The 25,094-nt window shown below is 39.8% G+C and carries 18 protein-coding genes; 9 read left to right on the forward strand and 9 right to left on the reverse strand.

The genetic code is table 11. The features are described 5' to 3' along the window. Positions 1-14 precede the first annotated feature (14 nt). The 6 genes from AC0VZ5_RS00540 (at position 15) to add (ending at position 8,693) form a co-directional block, all read left to right on the forward strand. A complete protein-coding gene (locus tag AC0VZ5_RS00540; RefSeq protein ID WP_475473732.1) occupies positions 15-920 on the forward strand; it encodes a DUF2914 domain-containing protein in 906 nt (301 codons plus the stop codon). A 59-nt stretch (positions 921-979) separates the two neighbouring features. Beyond that, complete coding sequence (gene hemC, locus AC0VZ5_RS00545; RefSeq protein WP_178954538.1) at positions 980-1,918, forward strand: hydroxymethylbilane synthase; 939 nt, start codon at positions 980-982, stop codon at positions 1,916-1,918. Beyond that, a complete protein-coding gene (locus AC0VZ5_RS00550; RefSeq protein WP_475473734.1) occupies positions 1,918-3,756 on the forward strand; it encodes a uroporphyrinogen-III C-methyltransferase in 1,839 nt (612 codons plus the stop codon). The genes hemC and AC0VZ5_RS00550 overlap by 1 nt, the downstream gene beginning before the upstream one ends. After that, positions 3,753-4,859 (forward strand): heme biosynthesis HemY N-terminal domain-containing protein, encoded by a 1,107-nt coding sequence (locus AC0VZ5_RS00555; protein ID WP_475473736.1) that lies wholly within the window; start codon positions 3,753-3,755, stop codon positions 4,857-4,859. Before AC0VZ5_RS00550 ends, AC0VZ5_RS00555 begins: the two co-directional genes overlap by 4 nt. Before the next feature lie 46 nt (positions 4,860-4,905). Beyond that, positions 4,906-7,572 (forward strand): ATP-binding protein, encoded by a 2,667-nt coding sequence (locus AC0VZ5_RS00560; protein WP_138605425.1) that lies wholly within the window; start codon positions 4,906-4,908, stop codon positions 7,570-7,572. Positions 7,573-7,691: 119 nt separating this feature from the next. Then, positions 7,692-8,693 (forward strand): adenosine deaminase, encoded by a 1,002-nt coding sequence (gene add, locus AC0VZ5_RS00565; RefSeq protein ID WP_010392653.1) that lies wholly within the window; start codon positions 7,692-7,694, stop codon positions 8,691-8,693. 45 nt (positions 8,694-8,738) lie between these two features. Here the strand turns inward: add and AC0VZ5_RS00570 are convergent, their stop codons facing one another. The 5 genes from AC0VZ5_RS00570 to AC0VZ5_RS00590 form a co-directional block, all read right to left on the reverse strand. Continuing rightward, positions 8,739-9,152: a CBS domain-containing protein gene (locus tag AC0VZ5_RS00570; RefSeq protein WP_054202871.1), complete on the reverse strand. Its 414-nt coding sequence runs from the start codon at positions 9,150-9,152 to the stop codon at positions 8,739-8,741. A gap of 159 nt (positions 9,153-9,311) precedes the next feature. After that, entirely contained in the window at positions 9,312-10,025 is a 714-nt protein-coding gene (gene fre / locus AC0VZ5_RS00575; RefSeq protein WP_475473740.1) for an NAD(P)H-flavin reductase, read from the reverse strand. 94 nt (positions 10,026-10,119) lie between these two features. Beyond that, complete coding sequence (gene ubiD / locus AC0VZ5_RS00580) at positions 10,120-11,586, reverse strand: 4-hydroxy-3-polyprenylbenzoate decarboxylase (protein ID WP_138605419.1); 1,467 nt, start codon at positions 11,584-11,586, stop codon at positions 10,120-10,122. Between the two features lie 71 nt (positions 11,587-11,657). Then, positions 11,658-13,688, reverse strand: coding sequence for a methyl-accepting chemotaxis protein (locus AC0VZ5_RS00585; RefSeq protein ID WP_138605417.1), 2,031 nt, complete (start codon positions 13,686-13,688; stop codon positions 11,658-11,660). Positions 13,689-13,755: 67 nt separating this feature from the next. Beyond that, complete coding sequence (locus tag AC0VZ5_RS00590) at positions 13,756-14,034, reverse strand: MliC family protein (protein WP_138605415.1); 279 nt, start codon at positions 14,032-14,034, stop codon at positions 13,756-13,758. A gap of 117 nt (positions 14,035-14,151) precedes the next feature. Between AC0VZ5_RS00590 and AC0VZ5_RS00595 the strand changes: the two genes are divergently transcribed. Next, on the forward strand, positions 14,152-15,054 hold the full coding sequence (locus AC0VZ5_RS00595; protein ID WP_475473743.1) for a DUF808 domain-containing protein: 903 nt from the start codon (positions 14,152-14,154) through the stop codon (positions 15,052-15,054). Between the two features lie 21 nt (positions 15,055-15,075). Here the strand turns inward: AC0VZ5_RS00595 and AC0VZ5_RS00600 are convergent, their stop codons facing one another. Further along, positions 15,076-16,017, reverse strand: coding sequence for a tetratricopeptide repeat protein (locus tag AC0VZ5_RS00600; protein ID WP_475473745.1), 942 nt, complete (start codon positions 16,015-16,017; stop codon positions 15,076-15,078). Positions 16,018-16,152: 135 nt separating this feature from the next. Next, positions 16,153-18,228 carry a TonB-dependent siderophore receptor gene (locus AC0VZ5_RS00605; protein WP_464710558.1) on the reverse strand — a complete coding sequence of 692 codons (2,076 nt, stop codon included), beginning with the start codon at positions 18,226-18,228 and terminating at the stop codon, positions 16,153-16,155. A gap of 193 nt (positions 18,229-18,421) precedes the next feature. On the opposite strand from AC0VZ5_RS00605, the gene dbpA reads away from it, so the two are divergent. After that, positions 18,422-19,810, forward strand: coding sequence for an ATP-dependent RNA helicase DbpA (dbpA, locus tag AC0VZ5_RS00610; protein ID WP_171039590.1), 1,389 nt, complete (start codon positions 18,422-18,424; stop codon positions 19,808-19,810). Between the two features lie 8 nt (positions 19,811-19,818). On the opposite strand, the gene AC0VZ5_RS00615 is transcribed toward dbpA, so the two are convergent. Then, positions 19,819-20,400: a DNA-J related domain-containing protein gene (locus AC0VZ5_RS00615; protein WP_475473748.1), complete on the reverse strand. Its 582-nt coding sequence runs from the start codon at positions 20,398-20,400 to the stop codon at positions 19,819-19,821. A 170-nt stretch (positions 20,401-20,570) separates the two neighbouring features. On the opposite strand from AC0VZ5_RS00615, the gene AC0VZ5_RS00620 reads away from it, so the two are divergent. Further along, complete coding sequence (locus AC0VZ5_RS00620; protein ID WP_475473750.1) at positions 20,571-23,393, forward strand: tetratricopeptide repeat protein; 2,823 nt, start codon at positions 20,571-20,573, stop codon at positions 23,391-23,393. Between the two features lie 281 nt (positions 23,394-23,674). On the opposite strand, the gene rho is transcribed toward AC0VZ5_RS00620, so the two are convergent. Then, positions 23,675-24,934 (reverse strand): transcription termination factor Rho, encoded by a 1,260-nt coding sequence (rho, locus tag AC0VZ5_RS00625; protein ID WP_010392671.1) that lies wholly within the window; start codon positions 24,932-24,934, stop codon positions 23,675-23,677. Between the last annotated feature and the right edge of the window lie 160 nt (positions 24,935-25,094).

The following is a 25,094-nucleotide window of genomic DNA, read 5'->3' on the forward strand; positions in this document are numbered from 1 at the left end:
CGCTGAGGGTCAAAATGAGTCAAAAAATAGTAATAACAGCAAATGTAAAACGTGAACCATCTACTAGCAAACCCAACGTGAGCTATGAGTGGCATTGGCGTCGGATTGTGAGTATTTCTATGTTGGTGATTATGATCTCTGCAGCGGTTATTTACGGCCTGTCTAGCGCCGTGAATGCTGATCAAGGGACGCCGCATCCTAATGAGCAGCTTGATTTTACTGAGCAACAAACAGCAATTGTGTCGCTAAACGATGATATTGCAGCATCAGTAGAGAGTGAAAAAGCCACAGATGCCGATGAGGAGCCGGTGAGCAGTGTCAAGATTGCAGACCCTAAAACCTTTTCCTCAGTTGAGCAAAAACCAGCTTCTATTACTGAACAGGTACCATCGGAGCCTGAAGTTCAACAAAGTATTATTAAGCAAGAAGTAGAGCCAACGATCACTGCTGAGCCTGAAGAAGCAACCATTGCAGCAATAGCCACTCAAGACCCTGAAGTTGAGACTGTTAGTGCAAAGCCAGTTGAGCAAAAGAAATTTGCTGCATCCGCACACATTGCTAGTGTAGCTGTGGGAGCCAAAATAGATACAGCCACAATTAGCCGTGCAGTTCTGACTCGCAGTGTCAGTAACCGTGAGCCAACCAATGTATTTGCCGCCGATGTGCGTTTGAATCAATTTGAAGAGTCGCTGTCATTTTTTAGTGAGCTTAAAAACTTACAGGGACAGCAGGTAAAACATGTGTGGTTATTTGAAGGTGAAATAATGGCTGAAGTGGCACTTAAGGTTACTTCTCCGCGTTACAGAACGTACTCAACTAAAAATATTATGGATACTCAATTAGGGCATTGGCGCGTTGATGTAGTTGATGAAAACGGGCTGCTCATCGCTCAAAAAAAATTTAGAGTTTTAGCAAATTAAATAGCCTTAGATTGAATAAGTTTTCATTCTAAAAGCTAGTAATTATTAATGGATATTTTATGACTGAAAAAACAAAGTTAGTTCGCATTGCCACTCGTAAAAGTGCATTGGCACTCTGGCAGGCTGAATTTGTAAAAGCGCAGCTAGAGCACTTTCATGATGACGTGCGTGTAGAGCTCGTGCCAATGTCGACTCAAGGTGACATTATTTTAGATACACCACTAGCTAAAATTGGCGGCAAAGGTTTATTTGTAAAAGAGTTAGAGCAAGCCATGTTAGATGGCCGTGCAGATATTGCAGTGCATTCAATGAAAGATGTGCCGGTAGAATTTCCGGATGATTTAGAGTTACACACTATTTGTGAGCGTGAAGATCCGCGTGATGCGTTTGTATCAAATAACTTTGCCAATATTGATGCGCTACCACAAGGCGCTATTGTGGGGACTTCAAGTTTACGTCGCCAGTGTCAAATTAGAGCTATGCGTCCGGATTTAGAAATTCGCGACTTACGTGGCAATGTAAATACACGTTTAGCTAAGCTTGATAGCGGCCAATACGATGCCATTATACTCGCAGCTGCAGGACTAATTCGTTTAGAGATGGGCGAGCGTATTCGTGACTTTATTGAACCAGAAGTCTCGTTACCTGCTAATGGCCAAGGCGCTGTAGGCATTGAGTGTCGTATAGACGATAGCGTGACAAAAGCATTATTGGCTCCACTTGAGCATAACGAAACACGTATTCGTGTTAACGCTGAGCGCGCAATGAACCGCCATTTAGAAGGGGGTTGCCAAGTGCCAATTGGTGCTTATGCACTGGTTGATGGTAACCAAGTACATTTACGTGGTTTGGTCGGTGCGATTGATGGCAGTGAAATTTTACGCGATGAAATTAGCGGTCACGTTGATGATGCTGAAAAGCTAGGTATAGAGCTGGCTAAAAAACTATTAGCACAAGGCGCAGATAAAATTCTGGCTGACGTATATCGAGACGCATAATGAAACATATCTTGATAACTCGGCCCGAAGGAAAAGGCGCAGCCCTTGCACAGCAACTTGAGCAAGCGGGTTATCAAGCGTCTTTATATCCTGTTTTAAAAATAACCTACTTAACGCCAACAAACGTTGAATTAAGCCCGCTGGTAAACGCCGACAAAATTATTTTTGTTTCACAGGATGCGGTGCATGCATTAAATGCACTTAAGCCTGCTATTAATACCAAAGCACAGTTTTATGGGGTAGGCCAACAAACAGCCGATACCATTTATGAAGTATTTGGTGTGCGCGCGGCTTTGCCAAAACAACATGACTCTGAAGGGTTACTCGCACTTAAGTCTTTGGCTGATATTGACGGCAGTAATATTGTGTTAGTAAAAGGGATTGGCGGGCGACCTGAAATAGCAAAAACCTTGAAGCAACGTGGTGCTCATTTAAATAATTGTGTGGTGTATCAACGTAAACCAGTAGAGCCTAGCTCAGCTAACTGGATAGACCACTGGCAAAGCCAGAATGTACACGGTATAGTCATTACAAGTAATGCTGCAGTTGACGCCATATTTAATACTATTTCAGCGGCGCAACTAACATGGTTACAACAGTGCGAGTTTTATGTTGCCAGTGAGCGCATTGGTGCTTATTTACAACAACAAAAAATAAATTCGACCCATATACACACTGCGGCAGGAGCTAGCGACCAGGCTATGTTTACCTGCATTAATCAGCAAGGTAGCAAAATGAGTGAACAGTCAGCGACGTCAAAAGTAGAAAAAGAAGCGAAGCCAACAGCAAAGAGCACCTCAAATACGACTAAAAGTGAGTCTGCAAAAGTGAATAACCAAACGCAAAATATTCCTCAAAAAGTAAGTAAAGTAGGTAGCGTTGCGTTAGTGATTTCCTTGCTTGTTGCCAGTGGTGTGGGTTATGAATTTTATCAAAAGCTTAATGCCGGTAAAGTGCAAAATTTAGCGGTTAATGCATTAACAGAGCAAAATAAGATATTGCAGCAAGAGCTGCAAACGCTTAAGTCTGAGCAACTCAGTTTGCAACAAGCGTTGCTTAATAGCGAAGAGCAAATCGCTATGGCACTCAATGAGAACTCTGTAAAAAATCAACAAGTATTAAAAGCCGCACTGCAAAAGGTACAACAAAGTGGTAATACATTAAATCCACAAGAGGTCACCAGCTTGCAACGCATGGCTGAATTTAAACTGTGGGCAGAACAAGATTACCTAGGCACAAGTGCCGTGCTTAAACGTTTAGACTCATTATTAAGCGATCATCCAGGTACGCTTGAGTTGCGTCAAGCAATTACACAAGACATACAAACACTCGACAATATTAAACCCGTTGCGACAGAAGCGATTTATTTACAATTAAACAGCGTAATAAAGCGTATTGATGACTTGGTATTTAATGCGGTTAATTTGCCTGAAGAGGCGAGTATAAGTGATGAGAATGCACTCTCTGAAGATGTTAGTGATTGGCAACAAAACATTCGTAATAGTTGGAATAAAATAGTCGATAGCTTTATTACTATTCGCCATCATGAAGGCGTATTAATTGAGCCACTATTAACTGACCGAGAGCGTCATTTAATTACCCAGCGCATCAAGCTTAATATTACTCAGGCGCAAGACGCATTAATGGGTAAACAAGCTAGTATTTATTTTAACGCTTTGAATGATACAAAACGTTTGGTTAATGAATACTTTAAACGAGATGACGATGCAACAAAAGTGGTAATAAAGACGTTAGCCAATCTTGAAAAAGAATCGCTTAACTTTAATCCTCAAGTAACACTGCAAAGCACTCAAAAAGTGAAGGAGTGGGCACAATGATAGGGCTGATTATTTTTATTGTCGCTATTGTGTTGGTGCTAGCGATTACTCCCTTTGTGTTAGATGAAAAAGGCTATGTGCTGATTTCATTTAACAATACCACCATAGAGGGGACGATTGTTTCATTTTGTATAATGGCAGCACTGAGTACGGCAGCTTTGTATTTAACTTACAAGCTAGTGCGTTATTGTTTATCTATTTATAGAAACACTAAGCATGGGTTTTTTGCGCGAAGCCAAGAGCGTAAACATGCGGCTATAGAGCAAGCATTGTGGAGTCTCATTAATGATAATTACGAACAAGTAGAAAGTGCGCTATCAAGTAATAGTGTGCCTGCTAAATTTACCGATATACGTTTAGCGTTATTAGCAAAAACCGCACTGGCAAATAACCAGCCTGATAAAGCGCTTGAACGTTTGTTTGAAATCAGCCCAGAGCAACAACTTAAAGTGGCTAAGTTATGGTTAGCTAGTGGCGACAGCAGTGTAATTGAACCGCAAATACGGGTGGCAGCAGAGTCTAAAAAAGCCACGGTGCTTGATTTGAAGTTGTACACCGAAGTTTTAGTGCAGCAACAGCATTTTAAATTGCTTGAAGATTTTTTACCGCGTTTATTGCGCAAAAACGCCTTGAATGATACCCAGTGGCAGCAAGTGTTTTTAGCTTATTTTGCTGCGCAAGCAAATGATGAGTTAACCGCTAAATATCAACATTTAGGTAAAAAGTTGCAGGCGCATGCGCATACGGCTTATTTAACTCAAATGGCTAAAGTAGGGCAATTAGCAAGCATCGAAAATGAGCTAGTTAAATTACTCAAGCAAAAACAGCATGAACAACTGGCTCACATTTTAAGTGAAGCTGCACCAAGTAATGCTTATAAGTTGCAATCAAGCATTCAAGAGCGACTGAAAAAAGATGAGCATAATAATGCGTTACTATTAGCGTTAGCGTGTTTAGCTAATGCGCAAGGTGATTATGACTTAGCCGCACGTGTTTTTGACAAAGCACTCAATAGCGAAAATAAAGCACAGTACCGACAACAAGCGATATTAAGTTATAAACACAGTGCACAATTAGATAAGGCACTTGTACTCTACCAATAATCAATTATAGTTATAAATCAATAATAAAAGCGCAGGAGCGACGGTTGTGAAAAATGTATTTACATTATCTTTTAGCCTCGCATGCGCTTATTTCTTTAGCGGTTACCTGAGTAATTTTTTATTCGCCGTTAATGGTTATGCGGTTGCCTCTTGGCCTCCAGCCGGTATTGCGCTGGCAAGCTTTTTACTATGGAGGCGCCGTGCTTATGCGGGGATTTTTGCAGGCGCAGCGTTTGTTAATTTAATTCACTTAGACAATGCTGCTGATATTTTAAATTGGCAAGTCTTATTGCAAGCTATTGCCGTCAGCTGTGCTGTTTTTTTTCAGGCGTGGCTAGGTGCATTCCTCATTATCAGAGTCATTAAAGTCCCCCTTAATTTATCTTCTCTTAGACTTAGTATTCAAAGCTTGGTGATTGGTGGGCCACTATGTTGTGTAATAGCGGCAGGTGTTGGAACCAGTCTACTTTTTTTCAATAATATAATTAGCCCACCTGCTGCGCTTAGTACCTTTATTACCTGGTGGATAGGTGACTCAATTGGCGTACTTGTTTTTACTCCATTGGTATTGGCCATATTTAACTATTCGCAGTTACGTCATCGGCTACAGGTTATTTTGCCTGCGTTACTTATTTACGCCATTATTAGCGTTAGCTTTTATGGCGCAGCAAGTGTAAAAAAACAAAAAGACATTCAAAAGCAAGAAGATAAAGTGTTGATGGCACAAAGTGCCATTAATCAAAAGTTAGATGAAGTGGCTGCTCATCTATCTTTGTTAGGTGCATTTTTAGCAAGTAGTGATCAGGTTATTCTCGATGAGTTTAATCATTTTACCTCTAAGCAGTTGAGCTACAATGAAGAAATTTTAGCGTTAAATTGGGTGCCAATGATCACAGCTAATTCTATTAACGAACCTGCCCAATGGGACAAAAGTGTCGTTATAAAGCAAAGGATGGCGAATGGTCAATGGCAACCCGCGCTCTTTAGCAATACTTATTACCCCATAAAATATATTTACCCCATAAAGAATATGCAAGATCTGCTGGGCTTTGATTTGAACTCTGATTTACATATTCGTGATGCACTCAATAAAGCAAAAATTCTTAATGAGCTGGTATTGAGTGAGCCATTTAAGCTAGCCCCTGCAGACGAGGAATTAAGCGTGCTTTTTATTTCTCCTGTCTTTGGTGCTCCTGATATTGAAGGTGACTTTAAAGGGTTTGTAATTGCCTTGGTGAGTTTAGCTAAGTTGTCTGAGGCACTTTCGTTTGATAGCGGTAATGAAGTTGCGATTGGTTTTACTGATATCAATAAAGCAGATAATAAACAGGCTCTTTATAGCGTTGAGCATGACTCAATGACGTTGCTAAAAGATTATCAGTTGTTAATTGGCCATAGGTTGTGGCAAGTAGAAATATACCAACCTAAAACGCAATCAACCTGGCTAATTTATTGGCTAGCACAGATAGTAGGTATGCTATTTGTTTGGCTATTGATTATGTTTTTAATTTCAGTGGTCGCCACCAATGTTCGTATACGCGAACAAGTTGCAAAGCAAACACTAACTTTGCGTCAGGAAAAGCAGAAAGCGGATGAAGCCAGTGAGATAAAAAGTCAGTTTTTAGCTAATATGAGCCACGAAATTCGTACCCCAATTAACGGTATTAAAGGCATGCATTACTTAGCACTGCAACAGCAGGACTGGTCATTAGCAAAAACTTACATAGAGCAAGCTGACGGTGCGGTCAGTGTCTTATTGAGAGTGCTAAATGATGTGCTCGATTTTTCAAAAATGGAAGCGGGCAAGCTTGAGTTAGTACAAGAGTCTGTAGAGTTAAAGTTATTGGCAAAAGAAGTTATGAGTTTAATGCATTTTGAAGTTAGTAATAAGCCCTTGTCACTACAAGTTGAGGTTGATAATGATGCTCCTTTAGTTGTTAATACCGATCCTATTCGTTTAAAGCAGGTGCTGCTGAACTTATTAAATAATGCCGTTAAGTTTACTGCTAAGGGTAGTATCACATTAAAGATTTGGCAGTCAGCAAAAATGACTTATTTTAGTGTCAATGATACGGGGATTGGAATTAGTGAGGAGGCACAAAAACAGCTATTTAACCCATTCTCTCAGGCTGATAGTTCAACCTCACGCCAGTTTGGTGGCACAGGGCTTGGTTTAAGTATTTGTAAAAAATTAGTAGAGCTGATGGGAGGAGCAATTGATTTAAAAAGTAGTGAGGGTCACGGCTCTACTTTTACCTTTAGTTTACCGCTCCATTCTCCGCTACCTAAAGCACAATATTATTCAGGTAAGTTAGATAAAATAGATATAAGCAACCTATCACTGGCGAAGTATCGCTTACTACTCGTTGAAGACAACCCATTAAATCAACATGTGGCCACCGCTATTTTAGAAACCAAGCAGGGTGTTGTAGATATTGCTAATAACGGACTTGAAGCGATTAAAATGCTAAGCGATAAAAGATACGACTTAGTATTAATGGATATTCAAATGCCACAAATGGATGGCTTAAAAGCAACAAAAGTGATTCGTAATGAGTTAGGCTTTTTAGATTTACCTATTATTGGCCTATCTGCTAATGCGCACGAAGAAGATGCTAAAAAAGCGATTAACGTCGGAATGGATAACTATATAACTAAACCTATTGATGCAGATGCACTGTTTAAAATGATTTGGTTTTATTTATCACGTTAACTCTTTTTATATAAAAAGCAGACATAAGACCTCCAAGCGCTATTTTAAGTATTCTACACTTGAAATATTACTGTACCTGCGTATCATTCGCGCAATTTTAATTCAACCGAGTAGCTATTATGATCAATAGAAAAATACCTTTGCTAGATATTCACCGTCATTTAGATGGTAATGTACGCGCGCAAACCATACTAGAACTTGGTCGTCAGTTTAATATCGCTTTACCAGCGGACAATGTTGAAGCACTTATTCCCCATGTTCAGGTTATTGATCCTGAGCCAAACTTAATGGCATTTTTACAAAAGCTTGACTGGGGAGTGACGGTACTAGGTGATTACGATGCCTGTAGACGTATTGCGATAGAAAACATTGAAGATGCACAAGCGCAGGGTCTTGATTACGTAGAGCTGCGTTTTAGTCCTTATTATATGGCTCAAAGCCAAGGGTTACACCCTCAAGGGGTTGTTGAAGCAGTGGTTGATGGTATCCGTAGTGCAACAAAAGATACTGATATAAAAGCAAACTTAATTGGTATTTTGTCTCGTACATACGGAGTTAAAACCTGTCAGCACGAGTTGGACGCGTTACTTGCCTTTAAAAATGATTTGGTTGCAGTGGATTTGGCCGGTGATGAGATTGGTTATCCTGGCGAGTTGTTTGTTGATCATTTTAAGCAAGTACGTGATGCGTATTTGGCTGTTACCGTGCATGCTGGTGAAGCGTTAGGTGCGCCAAGTATTTGGCAAGCATTAAACGAGCTTGGCGCAAGCAGAATAGGCCATGGTGTTAAAGCGATTGAAGATCCAAAACTAATGGATTATTTACGCGATAACCGTATTGGTATTGAATCGTGCTTAACCAGTAACATTCAAACCAGTACAGTGAATGATTTAACCAAACACCCACTTAAGCAGTTTTTAGATCATGGTATTTTAGCCTGTCTTAACACGGATGACCCAGCTGTTGAAGGCATTGAAATTGAATACGAATATGCAGTGGCAGCACCAAAAGCAGGTTTGTCACAAGCTGATATGGAAAAAGCGCAAGCGAATGCGCTGGAAATTGCCTATTTAAGTGACGCTGATAAAAATGCACTTAAAGCTAAAGTCGCACAGCGTTAAATTGTCTATATAATTAAAAATGCCACTGTTTACAGTGGCATTTTTTTATATGTGCGCATTACAACTAACGTAATTATTATAAAGTGCTTTTAATATATCGGCACGGCTGATCATACCTACCACTACACCGCCATCGATCACGGGGTAATTTTTAGGTTTACCAGGCTTCATTTGTTCTGCTAATTCCATAATATTGGTATCGCCGTGCACGGTTACCACATCTGTTTGCATCAACTGCGATACTTTCACCATACCATCACAAAAATAACTACTTTGCATTAAGGGTTTGAGTAACTCTTGCTCTGAGATAAAGCCAACGAGCACCTTATTATCATCAAATACCGGCGCGCCTAGTAGTTTAAATTTTTCTAGCTCTGCTATGGCAGTGGTCATTTCTGTATTAGGGGTGATATGAGGCAACTTATGTTGCATAAAATCTTTTACTTTTGTATTTAACATTTAGGTTTCTCCCGCTTAATGTTCTGTACAAAGTATGGTTTATAGATTGGATTTTAGGAAATTGTTTATGTTGATGAGCTTAATAGGTAATAACAATCACAGTTCTAGCAATTAAAACAATTAAGACACCCTAAGGTGCCTTAAAATAATGCGTTAATGTTACTTTATAAACGCGAATGCATCTGCGTACATATTTTCACGAATAGCGCCATGATTTATAAAATCATCGCGTACTATGCCAATCATGTCAAAACGACCTGCCATGTAAATATCGTAAGGTTCTAACGACATAATATCGCTCATCACCGCTTTATGAACATAACCAGTGTGGCCAGTCCAGCTGTCGGTAGGATGCTCTACGACAGGAATAAATTTAAAGTTTTCACGGCTATCTGCCCATGCTTGCATTTCGGTATGTGCATACAGCGCCGACTCTTCTTTTACGCCCCAGTAAAATAGCACCGGGCGCTCACAGTTGATTTCAGCTAAATGCTCGGCCATTGACTTTGCGTAAGAAAAACCAGTACCGCCGGCGAGTAAAATAATTGGACGCTCGCACTGCAAACGCAGCTGAGAAATACCTAAACCTGCTTCAATAGTTACGGTTTGGTTCTCGTTGTGGGCACTACGAAGGTGTTCTAATGATTGCATTGCGTAAGAGTCTGCGTTTGATGCGCCAATGTGTAATTCTAATGCATCAGTTTGTGAGGGGCGACTCGCGATTGAAAACGCACGTTTATCTTTTTCACCTAAAACCAACTGTAAATATTGACCAGCTTCAAATGCTACAGGCTGTTGCGGCTTTAAAATAACTTTATGAACAAATTCTGTTAGTGGGCTGATAGAAACAACTTCAGCGAGTAATGTTTGCATGTTTTACCTTAAATTAGCGGATACGCACTTTATTTGAGCAATAATAGCATATCCGCAGGGTGAGTTTACAGCCTAGAGCCCTAGACCAAAGTCGTTAGAGAATATCTAAACTATCCCAAAGCTCATCAACACGATCTTTAGTGGCTTGATCCATTACAATAGGTTCGCCCCATTCTCGAGTTGTTTCACCAGGCCATTTATTTGTTGCATCCATACCCATTTTTGAACCTAGGCCAGATACGGGCGATGCAAAATCTAAATAATCAATTGGCGTGTTTTCAATTAACGTCGTGTCGCGCGCAGGGTCCATACGAGTAGTGATAGCCCAAATTACATCGTTCCAATCTCTAGCGTTAATATCATCATCACAGACAATAACAAACTTAGTGTACATAAATTGTCGTAGGAATGACCAAACCCCCATCATTACGCGCTTGGCGTGACCTGGATATTGTTTTTTCATTGTTACCACGGCCATACGGTACGAACAACCTTCTGGCGGTAAATAAAAATCGACAATTTCTGGAAATTGCTTTTGTAAGATTGGTACGAATACTTCGTTTAATGCCACCCCTAAAATAGCCGGCTCATCCGGCGGACGGCCAGTAAAAGTACTATGATAAATAGGGTCTTTACGATGTGTAATATGAGTGACCGTCATAACTGGGAAGTCGTCGACTTCGTTGTAGTAGCCTGTGTGGTCGCCATATGGACCTTCCGGCGCCATCTCTCCAGGCATAATATGCCCTTCAAGTACGATTTCTGCACTGGCTGGTACTTGTAAATCATTCGAGATTGACTTAACTACTTCAGTTTTACTACCACGTAGTAAACCTGCAAAGGCATATTCGCTTAACGTATCTGGAACGGGGGTAACAGCGCCTAAAATAGTCGCAGGATCTGCACCTAATGCCACCGAAACAGGGTAGGGCTGACCAGGGTGTTCTTTACACCACTCTTGAAAATCAAGCGCGCCACCGCGATGAGATAACCAACGCATAATGATTTTATTTTTACCCAATAGCTGTTGACGGTAAATCCCTAAATTTTGGCGCTTTTTGTGAGGCCCTTTGGTAACGGTTAAACCCCAAGTAATCAAAGGTGCAGCATCGCCAGGCCAGCAGTGCTGAATAGGAAGCTTAGTTAAGTCAACGTCGTCACCTTGTAAAATAACTTGTTGGCAGGGGGCTTTTTTAACTTCTTTAGCCGGCATATTAAGTACTTGCTTGAATACCGGAATTTGTCCGAGCGCTTCTTTAATGCCTTTTGGCGGCTCAGGTTCTTTTAGAAATGCGAGTAATTTTCCTACTTCACGTAATTCACTCACATCTTCTTGGCCCATACCCATAGCTACACGCTTAGGGGTACCAAACAAGTTAGCTAAAACGGGAATGTCGTACCCTTTAGGGTTTTCAAATAATAAAGCAGGGCCTTCGGCACGCAGTGTGCGGTCAGCAATTTCGGTCATCTCAAGATACGGGTCGATTTCTTGGCTGATGCGTTTTAATTCGCCTCGCTTCTCAAGTAAATCGATAAAATCGCGCAGATCTTTGTATTTCATTGTGGGCCGTTACTTAGCAAAAAGTTAAAAGTATTATACCCAGTTCATACAAGCCAAGTCATTAGCTGCGCTTAAAACTTAAAGCGCTCTACTGCACCTTTTAATGAGTGTGCAAGTTGGTTAACGTCTTCACTTTCGCTTGCTAGGGTCGTTGCATTGTTGGCATTTAAGGTGGCCTGCTCGGTTACCTTAGCCATTATTTGTTGAATATCGGTGCTGTTTGCCAGTTGTTCATGTGAGGCACTTGCAATCTCTTTACTCATAGCATTAACCGATACCAGCGTGCTCTTAATACGCTCAACAGCATTATTTAGTTCAGTACTGTTTTCAACGCAATGCTTAGCCTGTTGTTGCCCATCATTTATTTCAGTTTGAGTGGTTTGAGTATGCTGCTGTAGAGTGTTAATCATGGTGGTAATTTCGCTTGTAGAGCTTTGTGTGCGAGCTGCAAGCGAGCGTACTTCATCTGCTACTACGGCAAATCCGCGGCCATGCTCACCAGCACGTGCAGCTTCAATTGCGGCATTAAGTGCCAGTAAATTAGTTTGCTCTGCAATACTGCTAATGGTATCAACAATGGCACCAATTAGTTGCGTATACTGGGCTAGTTCTTCTGTACTGCTTACTGCTTTATCTAAGCGATTTAAAAGTGCTTCAATGCTTTGGCTATTATTATTTGCAATGTCGTTAACGTCATTGGCAAATTGCGAGGCATTAGTAATTTCATTAGAGGTGCTTTGCGCTTGTTCGTATACGGCTTGAGAACTTTGCAACATTTGCTGTGCTAATGAGGTTGCTTGTGCACTACGTTCTAGCTGTTGCTTAGCAACAATAGTCATTTGCTGGCCTTTTTCGCTGGTTTGAATAGCTGAATTATCGAGTTCGTAAGCGTCGTTACTAATGGCTTTTATTAAGTGAGTTAAATCATCACAAAGCTTATTAGTGTTGTGCATCAGCGTACCAAATTCATCTTTACTGTGGGGATTGCTACGCTGAGAAAAGTCACCTGAGGCTATGCGAGCAAGTTCTTTATTCACCTTTTTAAGCGGTTTTAGCATGGCGTTAGTAGTAAATACTGAAATAATAATCAGCAAAGTAATTAATACAAACGCAATAATAATCACTAAGCTAGAGCCAGTATTAATTGCTGATTTAGCGCTCTCTTGTAAAAAGTTAAAGCGCGTGTCAGCCAGTTTATTAAGCTCAATTAATTGATTTTCAATACTAATAAAGGCGTTTTGAAAGCTTTCAAAACGCTGATCAACTTTGTCTTTATTATTGAGCACAGTATTTTGCAAGGCATACAACCCATCAGGATTATTTAATAGGCTGCTTAAATCATCAAATGCTGTAATAAGCTCATTTGTGTTGAGTTTATTAGCAATTGGGGTGGCTTGTTGCTCTAAGTAACTAAGATTAGATTTAATATTGTCGAGTAAAAAAGAGGTGTCTTGTTGATGATCGTTTATATTTTCTGAAGTGGTTATTTGCCTAATCCCTTCAACGTTATTATTTAAAGTAAATAATAAATCATCAACACGAGTCGCAGTGCCAAATACCGCATCTAAAAGTGATTTTTGGTTACTCTCCACGTTTATGAGCTCTATATCAAGCAAGCGGTTACTGAGCTCACGAAGCTGTTCATTGAACGTAATTGTTAGTGCTTCGGCTGAGCTTTGCGCCTTAAAACGTTGCTCTTTTGCTGCAAGCATTTGGTTGCTTATTGTATTTAGCTGGGCAAAGTCTTTGTTAATAGCTTTAAGTAATGTTTGCATGCCTTGCTGCTGGGCAACTTGTGTTTTTAGTGTTTCTAATTTACTAAAAAACTGCGTTTGTTCAGCGTGTGCCTGTTTTTTATTTTGCAGTAGTAAATTAAGTTTAGTTTGGCTATAAGCAATGGCATTAAATTTAGTAATAGAAAGGAGTGATAAACGAAGATCTTTACTTGCTTGTTGTACAGGCACTGCCAACGTTTCTATACGCGTGTTAGTGGTACTAATTTGATTGAGCGACCAGTAAAAAAATATGCAGCTGGTTAGTATCAACAAGCCAATGGCTGAAAAGGCTAAAATTATTTTGTGTTTTATAGCGAGAGATTGCATAACTTTATCAACAATATTAAGACTTTTGTTAGTGTAGCAAGTTTTTTAATGCGATGTTAGCTATTGGTTAATTGTTACTGCATTGGTATTTTTTGCCGTTAATTATTAGCATTGCTTGTTCTCCTTTACTCCAAAATAACACCTCTTGATTAATGTATTTACTGCCTGAAGCACTCACCTCATGATTCAATATGTAATCATGGTCATAAAAGCTCAGCTTTGCTTGCTTGTTGCTAATAATATCAAGTTTTGCAGGTGCGTTATCGCAAACATAGTTATTTGTAACTGGCTGCTTATTGCATGCAGTCAAAGCTATTAGAGCAATAATAACGATAGCGTGTTTCATTGACTGTGCCTTATTGAGTCCCTTGTTTAATTAAGATCTTAACAAAGCTAAATTAACCGTTGGTGAAAATCTAGCTTTACGTTATGTTTAAGATCTTATTTTTAGTTAGGAAATTTCATGGCTGGCAGCAACCTTTTAACATTACTGGATGATATAACGACTTTGCTGGATGATATTGCGACCATGAGTAAAGTTGCGACAAAGAAAACAGCCGGAGTACTTGGTGATGATTTGGCACTTAATGCTCAGCAAGTTACTGGGGTTACTGCTGATAGGGAGCTGCCCGTTGTATGGGCAGTGGCAAAGGGGTCGTTTTTAAATAAAGCCATATTAGTCCCTGCTGCGTTATTAATTAGTGTGTGGTTGCCTTGGCTAATTACCCCACTTTTAATGATAGGTGGCTTATTTTTATGTTTTGAAGGCGCAGAAAAAATATTTTTATCTCATCATGCTGAAGCGACAGAAAGTGCTGAAAATTTAGACCTGGCAGAGTATGAAAAACAAAAAGTTAAAGGCGCCATTCGTACTGATTTTATTCTTTCCGCCGAAATTATTGTTATTACATTAGGCACGGTCGCAGGGGCGACATTAATGAACCAGGCGCTGGTATTGAGTGTGATTGCCATCATTATGACAATTGGTGTTTATGGACTGGTAGCAGGGATTGTAAAGCTTGATGATGCGGGCTTATATTTACTTAATCAATCCAAACTCTCCGCAAGTAAGTTTAAAGAATTACTCGGTAAAGCCTTATTAGCTGCAGCCCCACGGTTAATGCAGTTTTTAGCCTTTGCGGGCACGGTGGCGATGTTTTTAGTGGGTGGTGGAATTTTAGTACACGCAATTGAGCTTTTGCATCATACCCAAGTGGATGTAACTCATTATGCGCAGTCGGTTGCTGGTAGCACAGGAGAAATACTAGCCCCTTTAGTATTTGACGGACTGTTAGGAATAGGTGCTGGTTTGGTTATTGTGATTGCGCATGTCGCTTATACTAAGTTATTTAAAGCAAATAAGTAGCGGTGGTAACGCTACTTTATTTTATTCGCACTGAGTTGTTTTGCATAGTTGCTCAAGTTCGTATTTAGCTTTGCTATTACCTTGAGCAATGGCTTTTTTATACCAATAAATCGCCTGCTGAATGTTCTTTTTTGTACCTTGTCCATCACGATACATCTGAGCAAGATTTAGTTGACCCCATTGTGAGCCTGAGTTTGCTGCTAGGTTAAAGCTTTCAAGCGCTTCGTTATATTGTTTATCTTTATAGTAAATAATCCCTTGCTGATTATTCTCATCGAGCTTTAAGCCTTTATAAAGAGGTTTAGGTTTAGGTGGAAACATCACAAACCCGCCATAAAGTGAATATGCTTGTGGGCGTAGCACGTCAAATATAATGTCATCTTCGTATAAACGTTTTATCTCATTACGAGGCAGGGTAATAGTTTGAGAAGAAAAGTAATCTCTTTGTACCAATAAACTTGCACGCATCGCTGTGGTAATGGCACTAGTGCGCTTATAGCTGTAATTACTCACCTGAAACGTTATAAATTGCTCATCAAAGCTGAGTACTTGCGCAACTTTTAAATTAGTGAGTGTCCATGGTTCGTGAGTGAATTTATCGGCTTTGACTAAATAGGTATCATAAGCTTTTGGGGAGGTTAAATAGCTTTGTTTTAGTGCTTCAGTGTTGAGGTGCTTTTGATAAAAAAATAACGCCCCCCATAGTAATAAAATTAATCCAATACAGTATTTTGGTAGGCTAAGCTTCTCAAACAGAGGTAACGTCTTAATATTGATAGCCTCACTATGTCCGCATTGATAGCACTCGCGTTTATAACTTAACTTTATCGGAAATATAGGAAAAATGGTAAAGCGTAAAAAGCGGCTATGATTAACTAAGTGATAGCTGTTGCTGTTGCAGCCAGGGCAGCACTGAACGTGTGTAAAATGAGGAAATGACTGGCTAGTATTGAAAAGCAACATAATAAGGCTCCTTGTTAATTTACAACTTTAGAGCAAGTGATAAATTAGTAAAGCAGCAAACTGTAAGTAATTATGTCATAAAGGATTAGTTTATATAGCCCATACTTTGTAATATGGGCTTTATAAAGAATGAGCTTAGAAGCTAAATTGTGCAGCTAAACGCACACTTGTGCCTTCACCTACGGTAACGTTATTTAAACCGCCACCGGCTAGGTAGTTTTTATCGAATAAGTTCTCAATGTTTAAACGTAAGTTAATATCGTTGTTACTTAAGTTAAGCTTGTAGGTTGCGCCAATATCAACACGAGTATAACCCTCTTTTGTTACGGTGTTAGCATTATCAGCAAAACGTTCACCCTCATAAAAAGCACCGGCATTCAAAGCAACAGCGTCATTGAGTTCATAACGTGTCCATAAAGAGGCAGACCATTTTGGTGCATCAGTTGGGCGTTTGCCCTCTAATTCTTCATCACGCTCATAGTTAGCATCTAAATACATGGTTGATGCCATAACAAATAAACGGTCAGTTGCAGCACCTTGAGCTGCAAGCTCAAAGCCTTTATGGCGTTGCTCACCTGCCTGCGTGGTGATGCTCGTTATATCACCGATAGGGTTAACCAGCTCTTCGCTCACTAAGGTGCCTGTTTTGCTAATATCAAATAAGGCACCGCTAAGCATTAATCGATCATCAAACAGTTGCCATTTTACCCCAATTTCCTTTTGCTCAGAGGTAATAGCATCGAGCTTCATACCGTTATTAACATCTTTTTCATTTACTAATGTTTCGTTTTGCGGCTCAAATCCTTCTGAGTAACTTGCATAAACAGTTGCAGAGGCATGAGGGTGGTAAAGTACGCCGACCTTAGGTACGAACGATTCGTTATTGCTGTTTTCTCTACTTTGTTTATCGTAACGACCACCTAGCGATACTTGCCATTCTGGTGAGAATGAAATTAAATCTTGGATATAAATCCCGTAATAGTCGTAAGCAGACGAGCTAATAGTGTCATCTGATTTGTAACTAATATTAGGGCGATTAGGCTCATTTTGACCGGCAGAAAAATTAATCGTATCAGCAGATGTGCGTAATTGGCCGTAGTAATAATCCAGTGAGTTAGCACCTACAAGTAATTGATGATGTACACCCAAGGTTTCAAATTCGCCAATGAAGTCAATAAAAGCAGTTTTAAACTGCCAATCATCAAAGCGATCGTAAGGACGTGACTGGTAACTATCACCTTCGATAAAGTCACTTGGCTTACGTGGTGCTGACTCAAAGCGCTGACGTTCAAACGTTTGCTCATTGTAGCCTAAATTAACTTGCCAGTTATCGGTTAAAAATACTTTGAAATCAATACCCATGTTTTCAACAGTAATGTCGGTAAAGGCCCATGACATATCACGAATTGTTTTGTCATCACCAATAATGTTGGCATCATTATCTATCCAAGCGCCAGTATCTAAGCCTGCTTCGTCATCAGTGCGATCATAATGAACACGTACTAGGGCATTATCGCTAATATCGTAATCAACCACTAAGGCACCTAAAAAGCGATCGCGTTCGCGGTTATCACCATTTTGGTATTCTCGCCAGTATTCAACATCTTGTTTTACTAATACACCACGGGCACGTAAATCTTCAGCCTCGGTGAGTGCGCCGCCAGCATCAAGCATAAAGCGAGTTGAACCATGTTGGTCAACATCGGCACTGGCACTAAATAGCGTTTGCGCAGTTGGCTTTTTAGTTACCATGTTAACTAGGCCACCGGGGCCTGATTGCCCATACAAAATACTTGAAGGGCCTTTAATAACTTCTACTTGCTCTAAAATTTCAATGGGTTGTTGGTAATGAGACCAATGCTGGTGGCCATCACGCAGGTAGCCGGTTGATGAGCTTAATTGAAAACCACGTAAGTTAAATACTTCTCTGTTTCGTTGTTTAGACCCTGCAGTTAAACTAGCATCATTGGTCAATACTTCACCAAGAGTGGTTGCTAGTTGCTCATTAACGATTGTGTCAGTGATTACGGTAACTGACTGTGCGGTATCGAGTAATGAGGTTGAGGTTCTCATTGCCCCACTGGCATTATCTACTTTGTAGTCGTTGAAGTAGCTACCTTTAACTTCAATGCGTTCTATATTTGCGGTGTTGGCAAATGCATTTGCAGAGGTGCTGGCTAAAAGTGCAATAAAAAGAGGGTTAAGTTTCATTAGTGGCTTCCGGCTTAGAATTATTAGAGTAGTAAAACGCCGCAGATCTTAATGAAAACAACTATCATTTGCAATATCTTTATTGAAACTTTTAATCGTACGTTGCTAATGGTTGCTAATTGTTAATTCTGCTATTATTAGCCGCATATTAATTGAGACTTTTCTCAAGTTATTTTTTGCTATGGAATTTACTGTGACTGCAACTGCTTTTTCATCGTTGGCCTTACCTTCAGGGTTAGTTGATAATTTATCAACGCTTGGCTACACCCAAATGACGCCTGTACAGGCGCAAAGCCTACCGCCTGTTTTAAGTGGCAAAGATATTATTGCCCAAGCCAAAACAGGCTCAGGTAAAACAGCGGCATTTAGTTTAGGCGTTTTAGCCAAGCTAAATGTAAAACGCTTTCGTATTCAGTCGCTAGTATTATGCCCAACTCGTGAGCTTGCAGAGCAAGTGGCGGTTGAGATGCGTAAACTAGCGCGTGGTATTCATAACATTAAGATTTTAACTTTGTGTGGTGGGGTTTCAATTGGGCCGCAAATTGGTTCACTCGAACATGGTGCGCATATTATTGTAGGTACACCGGGGCGAGTTGATGATCATATTCGTAAAGGTACATTGCGTTTAGATGATGTTGAAACCCTGGTACTTGATGAAGCCGACCAAATGCTTGATATGGGTTTTCAAGACACCCTCGATGCCATAATTGATCGCATTCCAACCAATCGTCAAACGTTGTTATTTAGCGCTACTTTTCCAAAATCAATCGAAGCCATTGCTAAGCGTGTACTTAGTAATCCAGAAATGATTAAAGTAGAAGAGCAGCAAGAAAAAAGCACGATTAAGCAATACTTCTACAAAATGGATAATAATAAACAGCGCTATCCAACTCTTAAGCTGCTACTTCTTAAATTTACCCCGCAAAGCTGTGTGGTGTTTTGTAATACAAAGGTAGAAACGCAGCAAGTATGTGATGACTTAGCCGATGAAGGCTTTAGTGCGGTAGCATTGCATGGTGATTTAGAGCAACGTGACCGTGAGCGTACACTGATTCATTTTGCGAATAAGAGTGCGTCTATTTTAGTCGCTACTGATGTAGCTGCACGAGGCTTAGATATTGATGATATGGACATGGTAATTAACTATCACTTAGCTCACGATCCACAAACTCATGTACATCGTGTTGGCCGTACCGGACGAGCAGGTAAAAAAGGGATTGCGTGTTCTATTTATGGTGAGGCAGAGCAATTTAAAGTGGCTCAAATTGGCGACCATTACGAGCGTGACTTTAATCCTGAGCCAATGCCATCTTATAACCTATTAGATAAGCCGCCATACAAACCTGAAATGGTGACGCTGATGATAGATGCAGGCAAAAAGCAAAAAGTGCGCGCGGGTGATATTTTAGGCGCATTAACCGGAAAAGACGGTGTTGCTGGGCGCCAAGTTGGTAAAATCAACGTACTTGATAACGTGGCATTTGTTGCGGTAGAGCGTAACTCATCTAAACCAGCGTTACGCAAATTAACCGAAGGTAATATTAAAGGACGTAAAATTCGTGCTCGTCGGCTAACGCGTTAACTCTCGATCTAATCTGAGCAACTCGCCTTGAGTTGCTCATACTCTATTTTTAGTTGTTTAAACACCTCATTGTCACCTCCTTGTTTATCTGGATGATGCTGCACTGCAAGTTGTCGCCAACGCTTTTGTAATGCTTTTAGTGTGATTGGCGATGTTAATTGCCAACGCACCAGCAGTTGTTGTTGCTGCTCATTACTCAGCGGAATTTCGCGATAAGTAGGCCTACTAAATTGCTGCCAAAAGCTATCTAATAACGCCTTGACTTCATCCGTAGATGTTTCAAAATTTTGCCAGTTTAAATAATAGTCGCGTAGTGGATCGTTAGGATGTAGTTGGTTATAACTGGAACTGTTTACTAGTTCAATATGTAAGCTTTTAACGACTAATTGTTGTTTTGGCATTAATTGCTGTTGTAGCTGATAAAGCGCATTCATAATTAAAAAATTGCGCTTAAATAGGTCGCGCTCAGGCTCGGCAGCTAAAGTATCAAGAAACCCACGTTGTTTTAACTCAGATGCTAAAGTATGAACCATCCACACTTTTTTATTGATTAATAGTTCAAAAATCTCATCTATCAGAGGGTTAAGCATTGTTTACAATCTATTAATTAGTGTATCTTGGATAAATTATCATATACCCAAATAACATTAAACCCCAAGGAGTGGGCGTGAGTGCCTGTTTTGAATTGGTCTAAATTAGATGTTTATACTTGGTTTGGGTGTCGTTTTGTTATGGCTAGCAAGGATTTAAGGATATTTTTATGCTGACTCAGTTAAAGCGCATCTGCTTTATTGGCTTTTTGGCTGTTTTAAGTAGTGCATCAAATGACGCTTTATCAAATGAGCAGCCAAGTTTGTTTGAGCAGTTTAACCTTGAACAAGCATGGCCTGAAAAGCATCGCCTTGCAACCGATATCTTATCGAACCCTGATGTTCCAAATTTACAACGCATTACTATTTATAGCGATTTAGCTGAGCTGGCTTTTGCGCAAAGTGATTTAGCCAATGCACTAAAATATTTTAAATTGCTAGAGACCAGTAGTACGTTAAAAGATCAGCCTAAACTTTTCTTTCGTGCGATTAAAATGCAAGGAGTTGTGCTTTATTATCAAGGGTTAGTGCAACAAGCGGTCGTTGATTATAGCCGCGCGTTAAACATCGCAATTGCGCTTAAAAGTCCGATAAAGCAGGCTAATTTACTTAGTAATATCGGGCTTGCTTATTTTGATATGTATAACATGGAGCTAGCTCTTGATTATTATCAACAAGCCAAAGTAATTTATGAAAAAGAGGGAAGCGCACAAGATAAGGCCGATATATTACATAATATTGCCGGTATTTATATTCGTCTCTCTCGATATGAGTCAGCTCTTGAGATGTACCGTGAGGTTTTAAAAGTTTTTCAAGAACTTGGCGATGAAGACGGTGTTGCCCAAGCATACGGTAATATGGGAGTAGCTTACACAGAATCGAGACAGTACCAATTAGCACTGCATTATAATCAGTTGGCCTTACGTTACTATCAAAGCGTTAATAATGCGTTTCAACTTTCTACTAAGCATACAAATTTAGCCACCATCAACCTTAAGCTAAATAAATTTGATGTTGCCTTTTATCACGCTAATGCGGGCCAACAATTTGCAATAGAGGCAGATAATAAGTCTTTACTGGCGGCAGCGTTACATGTGTTGTCAATTGTTCAATTTGTACAAGGTGATACGCAAAGTGCCAAACAAACCTCAGAGCACTCAATTACCCTTGCCAAAGAGTACAATAATGGCATGCGTATTAAAGATGGTTTAGGAATTGAAGCACTAATAAATGCGAGCTTAGGGGATTATGAAAAAGCGCTAAATTTACACCAACAGTACGTTGATTATCAGCGTAGTGTGAATACCGAAGAAGCCTCAAAAGCGGTCAGTCAATTTCAAATCCAGTTTGAATCGAATCAGCTAAACCAAGAAATTAAACAATTAAAACAACAACAATACTTACAAGAATTGCAAATAGCTAAACGTTCACAGTTAACGTTTTTGTTGGTGATTGTTGCCATATTAATTTTAATTACGGTAATTGCTGTTTATAAGCGCCGAACAGAAAAGCAAGCTAAGTTAAAGTTAAGCGAACAAGTTGAACAGCGTACTAAAGAGCTACAAAGTGTGGCGCAAGAGCTACGTGAAGCAAACGAGGTGAAAAGCCAGTTTTTAGCGAATATAAGCCATGAAATAAGAACACCGTTAACTGCTATTTTGGCACAAACTGATGATCTTATTAATGGTCTATATAAGCCGGAACAGTTACAAGATGAGCTTAGAGTAATACAACGTCAAAGTGAGCATTTAAAAAGCTTGATTAATGATGTGTTGGACTTAAGTAAGATAGAGGCAAACCGGTTAGAACTTAATATTAGTTGTTTTGATGTGGTGCAGCTTATCAACGATATTCACGCTATGTTTTCTCCTCAAACTAAAGCGAAAGACTTATCGTTAGTTTTAGACTGCCAGTTAGAAAAATCCTATTTTACGCGATTAGATTTAATGCGAGTAAAACAAATTCTTATTAATTTATGTGCTAATGCCATTAAGTTTACTCATAAAGGGCAAGTAACTATTGGTGTTAGTAAAACCGAGCAAGGGTTACTCTTTTCGATTAAAGACACTGGGATTGGTATGAGCTCATCTCAACTTAAACTTATTTTTGAGTGCTTTAGCCAAGCCGATAACAGTATTAGTCGACGTTTTGGTGGCACAGGACTAGGTTTGAGCTTGTCGCAGCAATTGGCGGCGATGATGGGTGGCTATATAAGTGTGCAGAGTGAGTTTAAAAAAGGCAGTGAGTTTTCATTTTATTTGCCCTGTATACAAGTTGAAGAGCAAGTTTGCCATGACGATCAGCAAGCAAAGTCTGATGATCGACATAGATTATTATCGGGTAAAGTGGTTCTTGCTGAAGATCACAATGATAACCGCAAACTGATTAGTCGTTATTTACATTCTCTTGGGCTGGAAGTGATTGCCGTTGAAAACGGTGAGCAAGCAGTAGAACAAAGTTTAAAGCTATACCCAGATTTAGTACTGTTAGATATTCAAATGCCTGTTATGGATGGTATTTCTGCGTTTGAACTACTCAAGCAATGTGGTTATGAACAGCCTATTTTAGCATTAACGGCCAATGCCATGAGCCACGAAATTGACCATTACCTATCACTTGGGTTTAGTGACTATTTAGCAAAGCCAATCGATAAAGAGTCTTTTTATACTGTGCTAGCAAAATACTTAAATGCTGCAAATACAGAGGTATCAACTGAACAGATTCATGTTGATATGAGTGATTTAGTAACGAGCTTTCAACAAAGTTTAGCCGAAGAAAGCGAGCTTATTAAGCGACACTTTAAAGATGCTGATTATCAGGCGCTGCAAAAAGATAGCCATCGAGTGTTAGGGGCGGCACAAATGTTCGAGTTTAAAGACATAGCCTTAGCGGCAAAAGCGCTAGACGATGAATTACTTCAGCCACAAATAAATACGCAAAGGCTAACAACATTAGTGAATAACTTACAGGCACTGTTTAAAAAGTACGAATAAATTAACTTAACCTGAACTCCGGATAATAAATCCATCTCAAGCAGCTATTTTCAGCGCTAACTGCGTTGAATTTATTTGCAATAGGCGAGCTATTGACGCGTAATTTCGCCTTGTTTTCACTAAAAATCTCTAGCTAGAGAAAAATAAGCACAAATATTTTTTTTGATTCAATATGTTAGTAAATCTCTTAACCAGAGTTCAGATTAATCTACTCTAAAAACAAAAAAGACACCATTTGGTGTCTTCTTTATTTAAAAACGTTGATTTAACTAGAGTTTAGCTTACTTACGTTTCATCGAATCAAAAAACTCATCGTTGGTTTTACTCATCGATAGTTTATCAATTAAAAATTCCATGGCGTCAATTTCTGACATGTCATGTACTATTTTACGTAAAATCCACAGCTTTTGTAGTTCATCTGGCTTAGTGAGTAACTCTTCACGGCGTGTACCAGAGCGATTAAAGTCGATAGCTGGGAATACACGTTTTTCCGCAATTTTACGGTTAAGGTGTAGTTCCATGTTACCTGTACCTTTAAACTCTTCGTAGATAACTTCATCCATTTTAGAGCCGGTATCAATAAGCGCCGTTGCAATAATTGTTAAGCTACCGCCTTCTTCAACATTACGTGCAGCACCAAAGAAACGCTTAGGTTTATGTAGCGCATTAGCATCTACACCACCGGTTAGTACTTTACCTGATGATGGAATAACCGTGTTATATGCACGTGCTAAACGGGTGATTGAATCAAGCAAGATAACCACATCTTTTTTATGCTCAACTAAGCGCTTTGCTTTTTCGATAACCATTTCCGCAACTTGCACGTGGCGAGAAGCTGGCTCATCGAATGTTGATGCAATAACTTCACCTTTTACTAGGCGTTGCATCTCAGTAACTTCTTCCGGGCGCTCATCAATAAGTAAAACCATTAATGTAACGTCAGGGTGGTTATGTGTGATTGATTGCGCAATATTTTGTAGCAACATTGTTTTACCCGCTTTTGGCGGTGCTACTAATAATCCACGTTGGCCGCGGCCAATTGGTGATGCCAAATCAAGAACTCGTGCGGTAATATCTTCTTTACTGCCGTTACCGCGTTCCATACGAAAACGTTCGTTTGCATGAAGTGGGGTTAGGTTTTCAAAAAGGATTTTAGTGCGAGAGTTTTCAGGTTTATCAAAGTTAACTTCATTTACTTTAAGCAAAGCAAAGTAACGCTCACCGTCTTTTGGTGGACGAATAAGACCTGAAATAGAGTCGCCAGTACGCATACTAAAGCGGCGAATTTGACTCGGAGATACATAAATATCATCTGGGCCTGCTAAGTAAGAAGCTTCTGATGATCTTAGAAAGCCAAAACCATCTTGCAAAATTTCTAAAACACCACCACCGAAGATATTCTCTCCGCCTTTGGCGTGTGATTTAAGAATTGCAAAAATGATATCTTGCTTTCTCAAACGGGCTACGTTTTCGAGCCCCATGGACTCAGCTTGGTTTACAAGCTCTTTTATAGACTTGTCTTTTAATTCGCGTAAATGCATATTGGTGGGTTCTTTATTACAGTTGTCATACTCAAAATCGCTTTATTAGATCGTTGAGTGAGGTTCGTTGAATATAACTAAGGATTAGTTGGCTTTATAAACTAGCAGGTCATTACAGCAGCGTCCAGTACTTCTGCAAAATAAATTATAAAAAAAGGGC

The organism is Pseudoalteromonas sp. QJM3NY_12, assembly GCF_056173165.1.

Bases quoted from the DNA above. Each gene is read 5' to 3' on its own strand.
- AC0VZ5_RS00540 (WP_475473732.1), top strand. From the start codon at position 15: ATGAGTCAAAAAATAGTAATAACAGCAAATGTAAAACGTGAACCATCT.
- hemC (WP_178954538.1), top strand. From the start codon at position 980: ATGACTGAAAAAACAAAGTTAGTTCGCATTGCCACTCGTAAAAGTGCA.
- AC0VZ5_RS00550 (WP_475473734.1), top strand. From the start codon at position 1,918: ATGAAACATATCTTGATAACTCGGCCCGAAGGAAAAGGCGCAGCCCTT.
- AC0VZ5_RS00555 (WP_475473736.1), top strand. From the start codon at position 3,753: ATGATAGGGCTGATTATTTTTATTGTCGCTATTGTGTTGGTGCTAGCG.
- add (WP_010392653.1), top strand. From the start codon at position 7,692: ATGATCAATAGAAAAATACCTTTGCTAGATATTCACCGTCATTTAGAT.
- AC0VZ5_RS00570 (WP_054202871.1), bottom strand. From the start codon at position 9,152: ATGTTAAATACAAAAGTAAAAGATTTTATGCAACATAAGTTGCCTCAT.
- fre (WP_475473740.1), bottom strand. From the start codon at position 10,025: ATGCAAACATTACTCGCTGAAGTTGTTTCTATCAGCCCACTAACAGAA.
- ubiD (WP_138605419.1), bottom strand. From the start codon at position 11,586: ATGAAATACAAAGATCTGCGCGATTTTATCGATTTACTTGAGAAGCGA.
- AC0VZ5_RS00585 (WP_138605417.1), bottom strand. From the start codon at position 13,688: ATGCAATCTCTCGCTATAAAACACAAAATAATTTTAGCCTTTTCAGCC.
- AC0VZ5_RS00590 (WP_138605415.1), bottom strand. From the start codon at position 14,034: ATGAAACACGCTATCGTTATTATTGCTCTAATAGCTTTGACTGCATGC.
- AC0VZ5_RS00595 (WP_475473743.1), top strand. From the start codon at position 14,152: ATGGCTGGCAGCAACCTTTTAACATTACTGGATGATATAACGACTTTG.
- AC0VZ5_RS00600 (WP_475473745.1), bottom strand. From the start codon at position 16,017: ATGTTGCTTTTCAATACTAGCCAGTCATTTCCTCATTTTACACACGTT.
- AC0VZ5_RS00605 (WP_464710558.1), bottom strand. From the start codon at position 18,228: ATGAAACTTAACCCTCTTTTTATTGCACTTTTAGCCAGCACCTCTGCA.
- AC0VZ5_RS00615 (WP_475473748.1), bottom strand. From the start codon at position 20,400: ATGCTTAACCCTCTGATAGATGAGATTTTTGAACTATTAATCAATAAA.
- AC0VZ5_RS00620 (WP_475473750.1), top strand. From the start codon at position 20,571: ATGCTGACTCAGTTAAAGCGCATCTGCTTTATTGGCTTTTTGGCTGTT.
- rho (WP_010392671.1), bottom strand. From the start codon at position 24,934: ATGCATTTACGCGAATTAAAAGACAAGTCTATAAAAGAGCTTGTAAAC.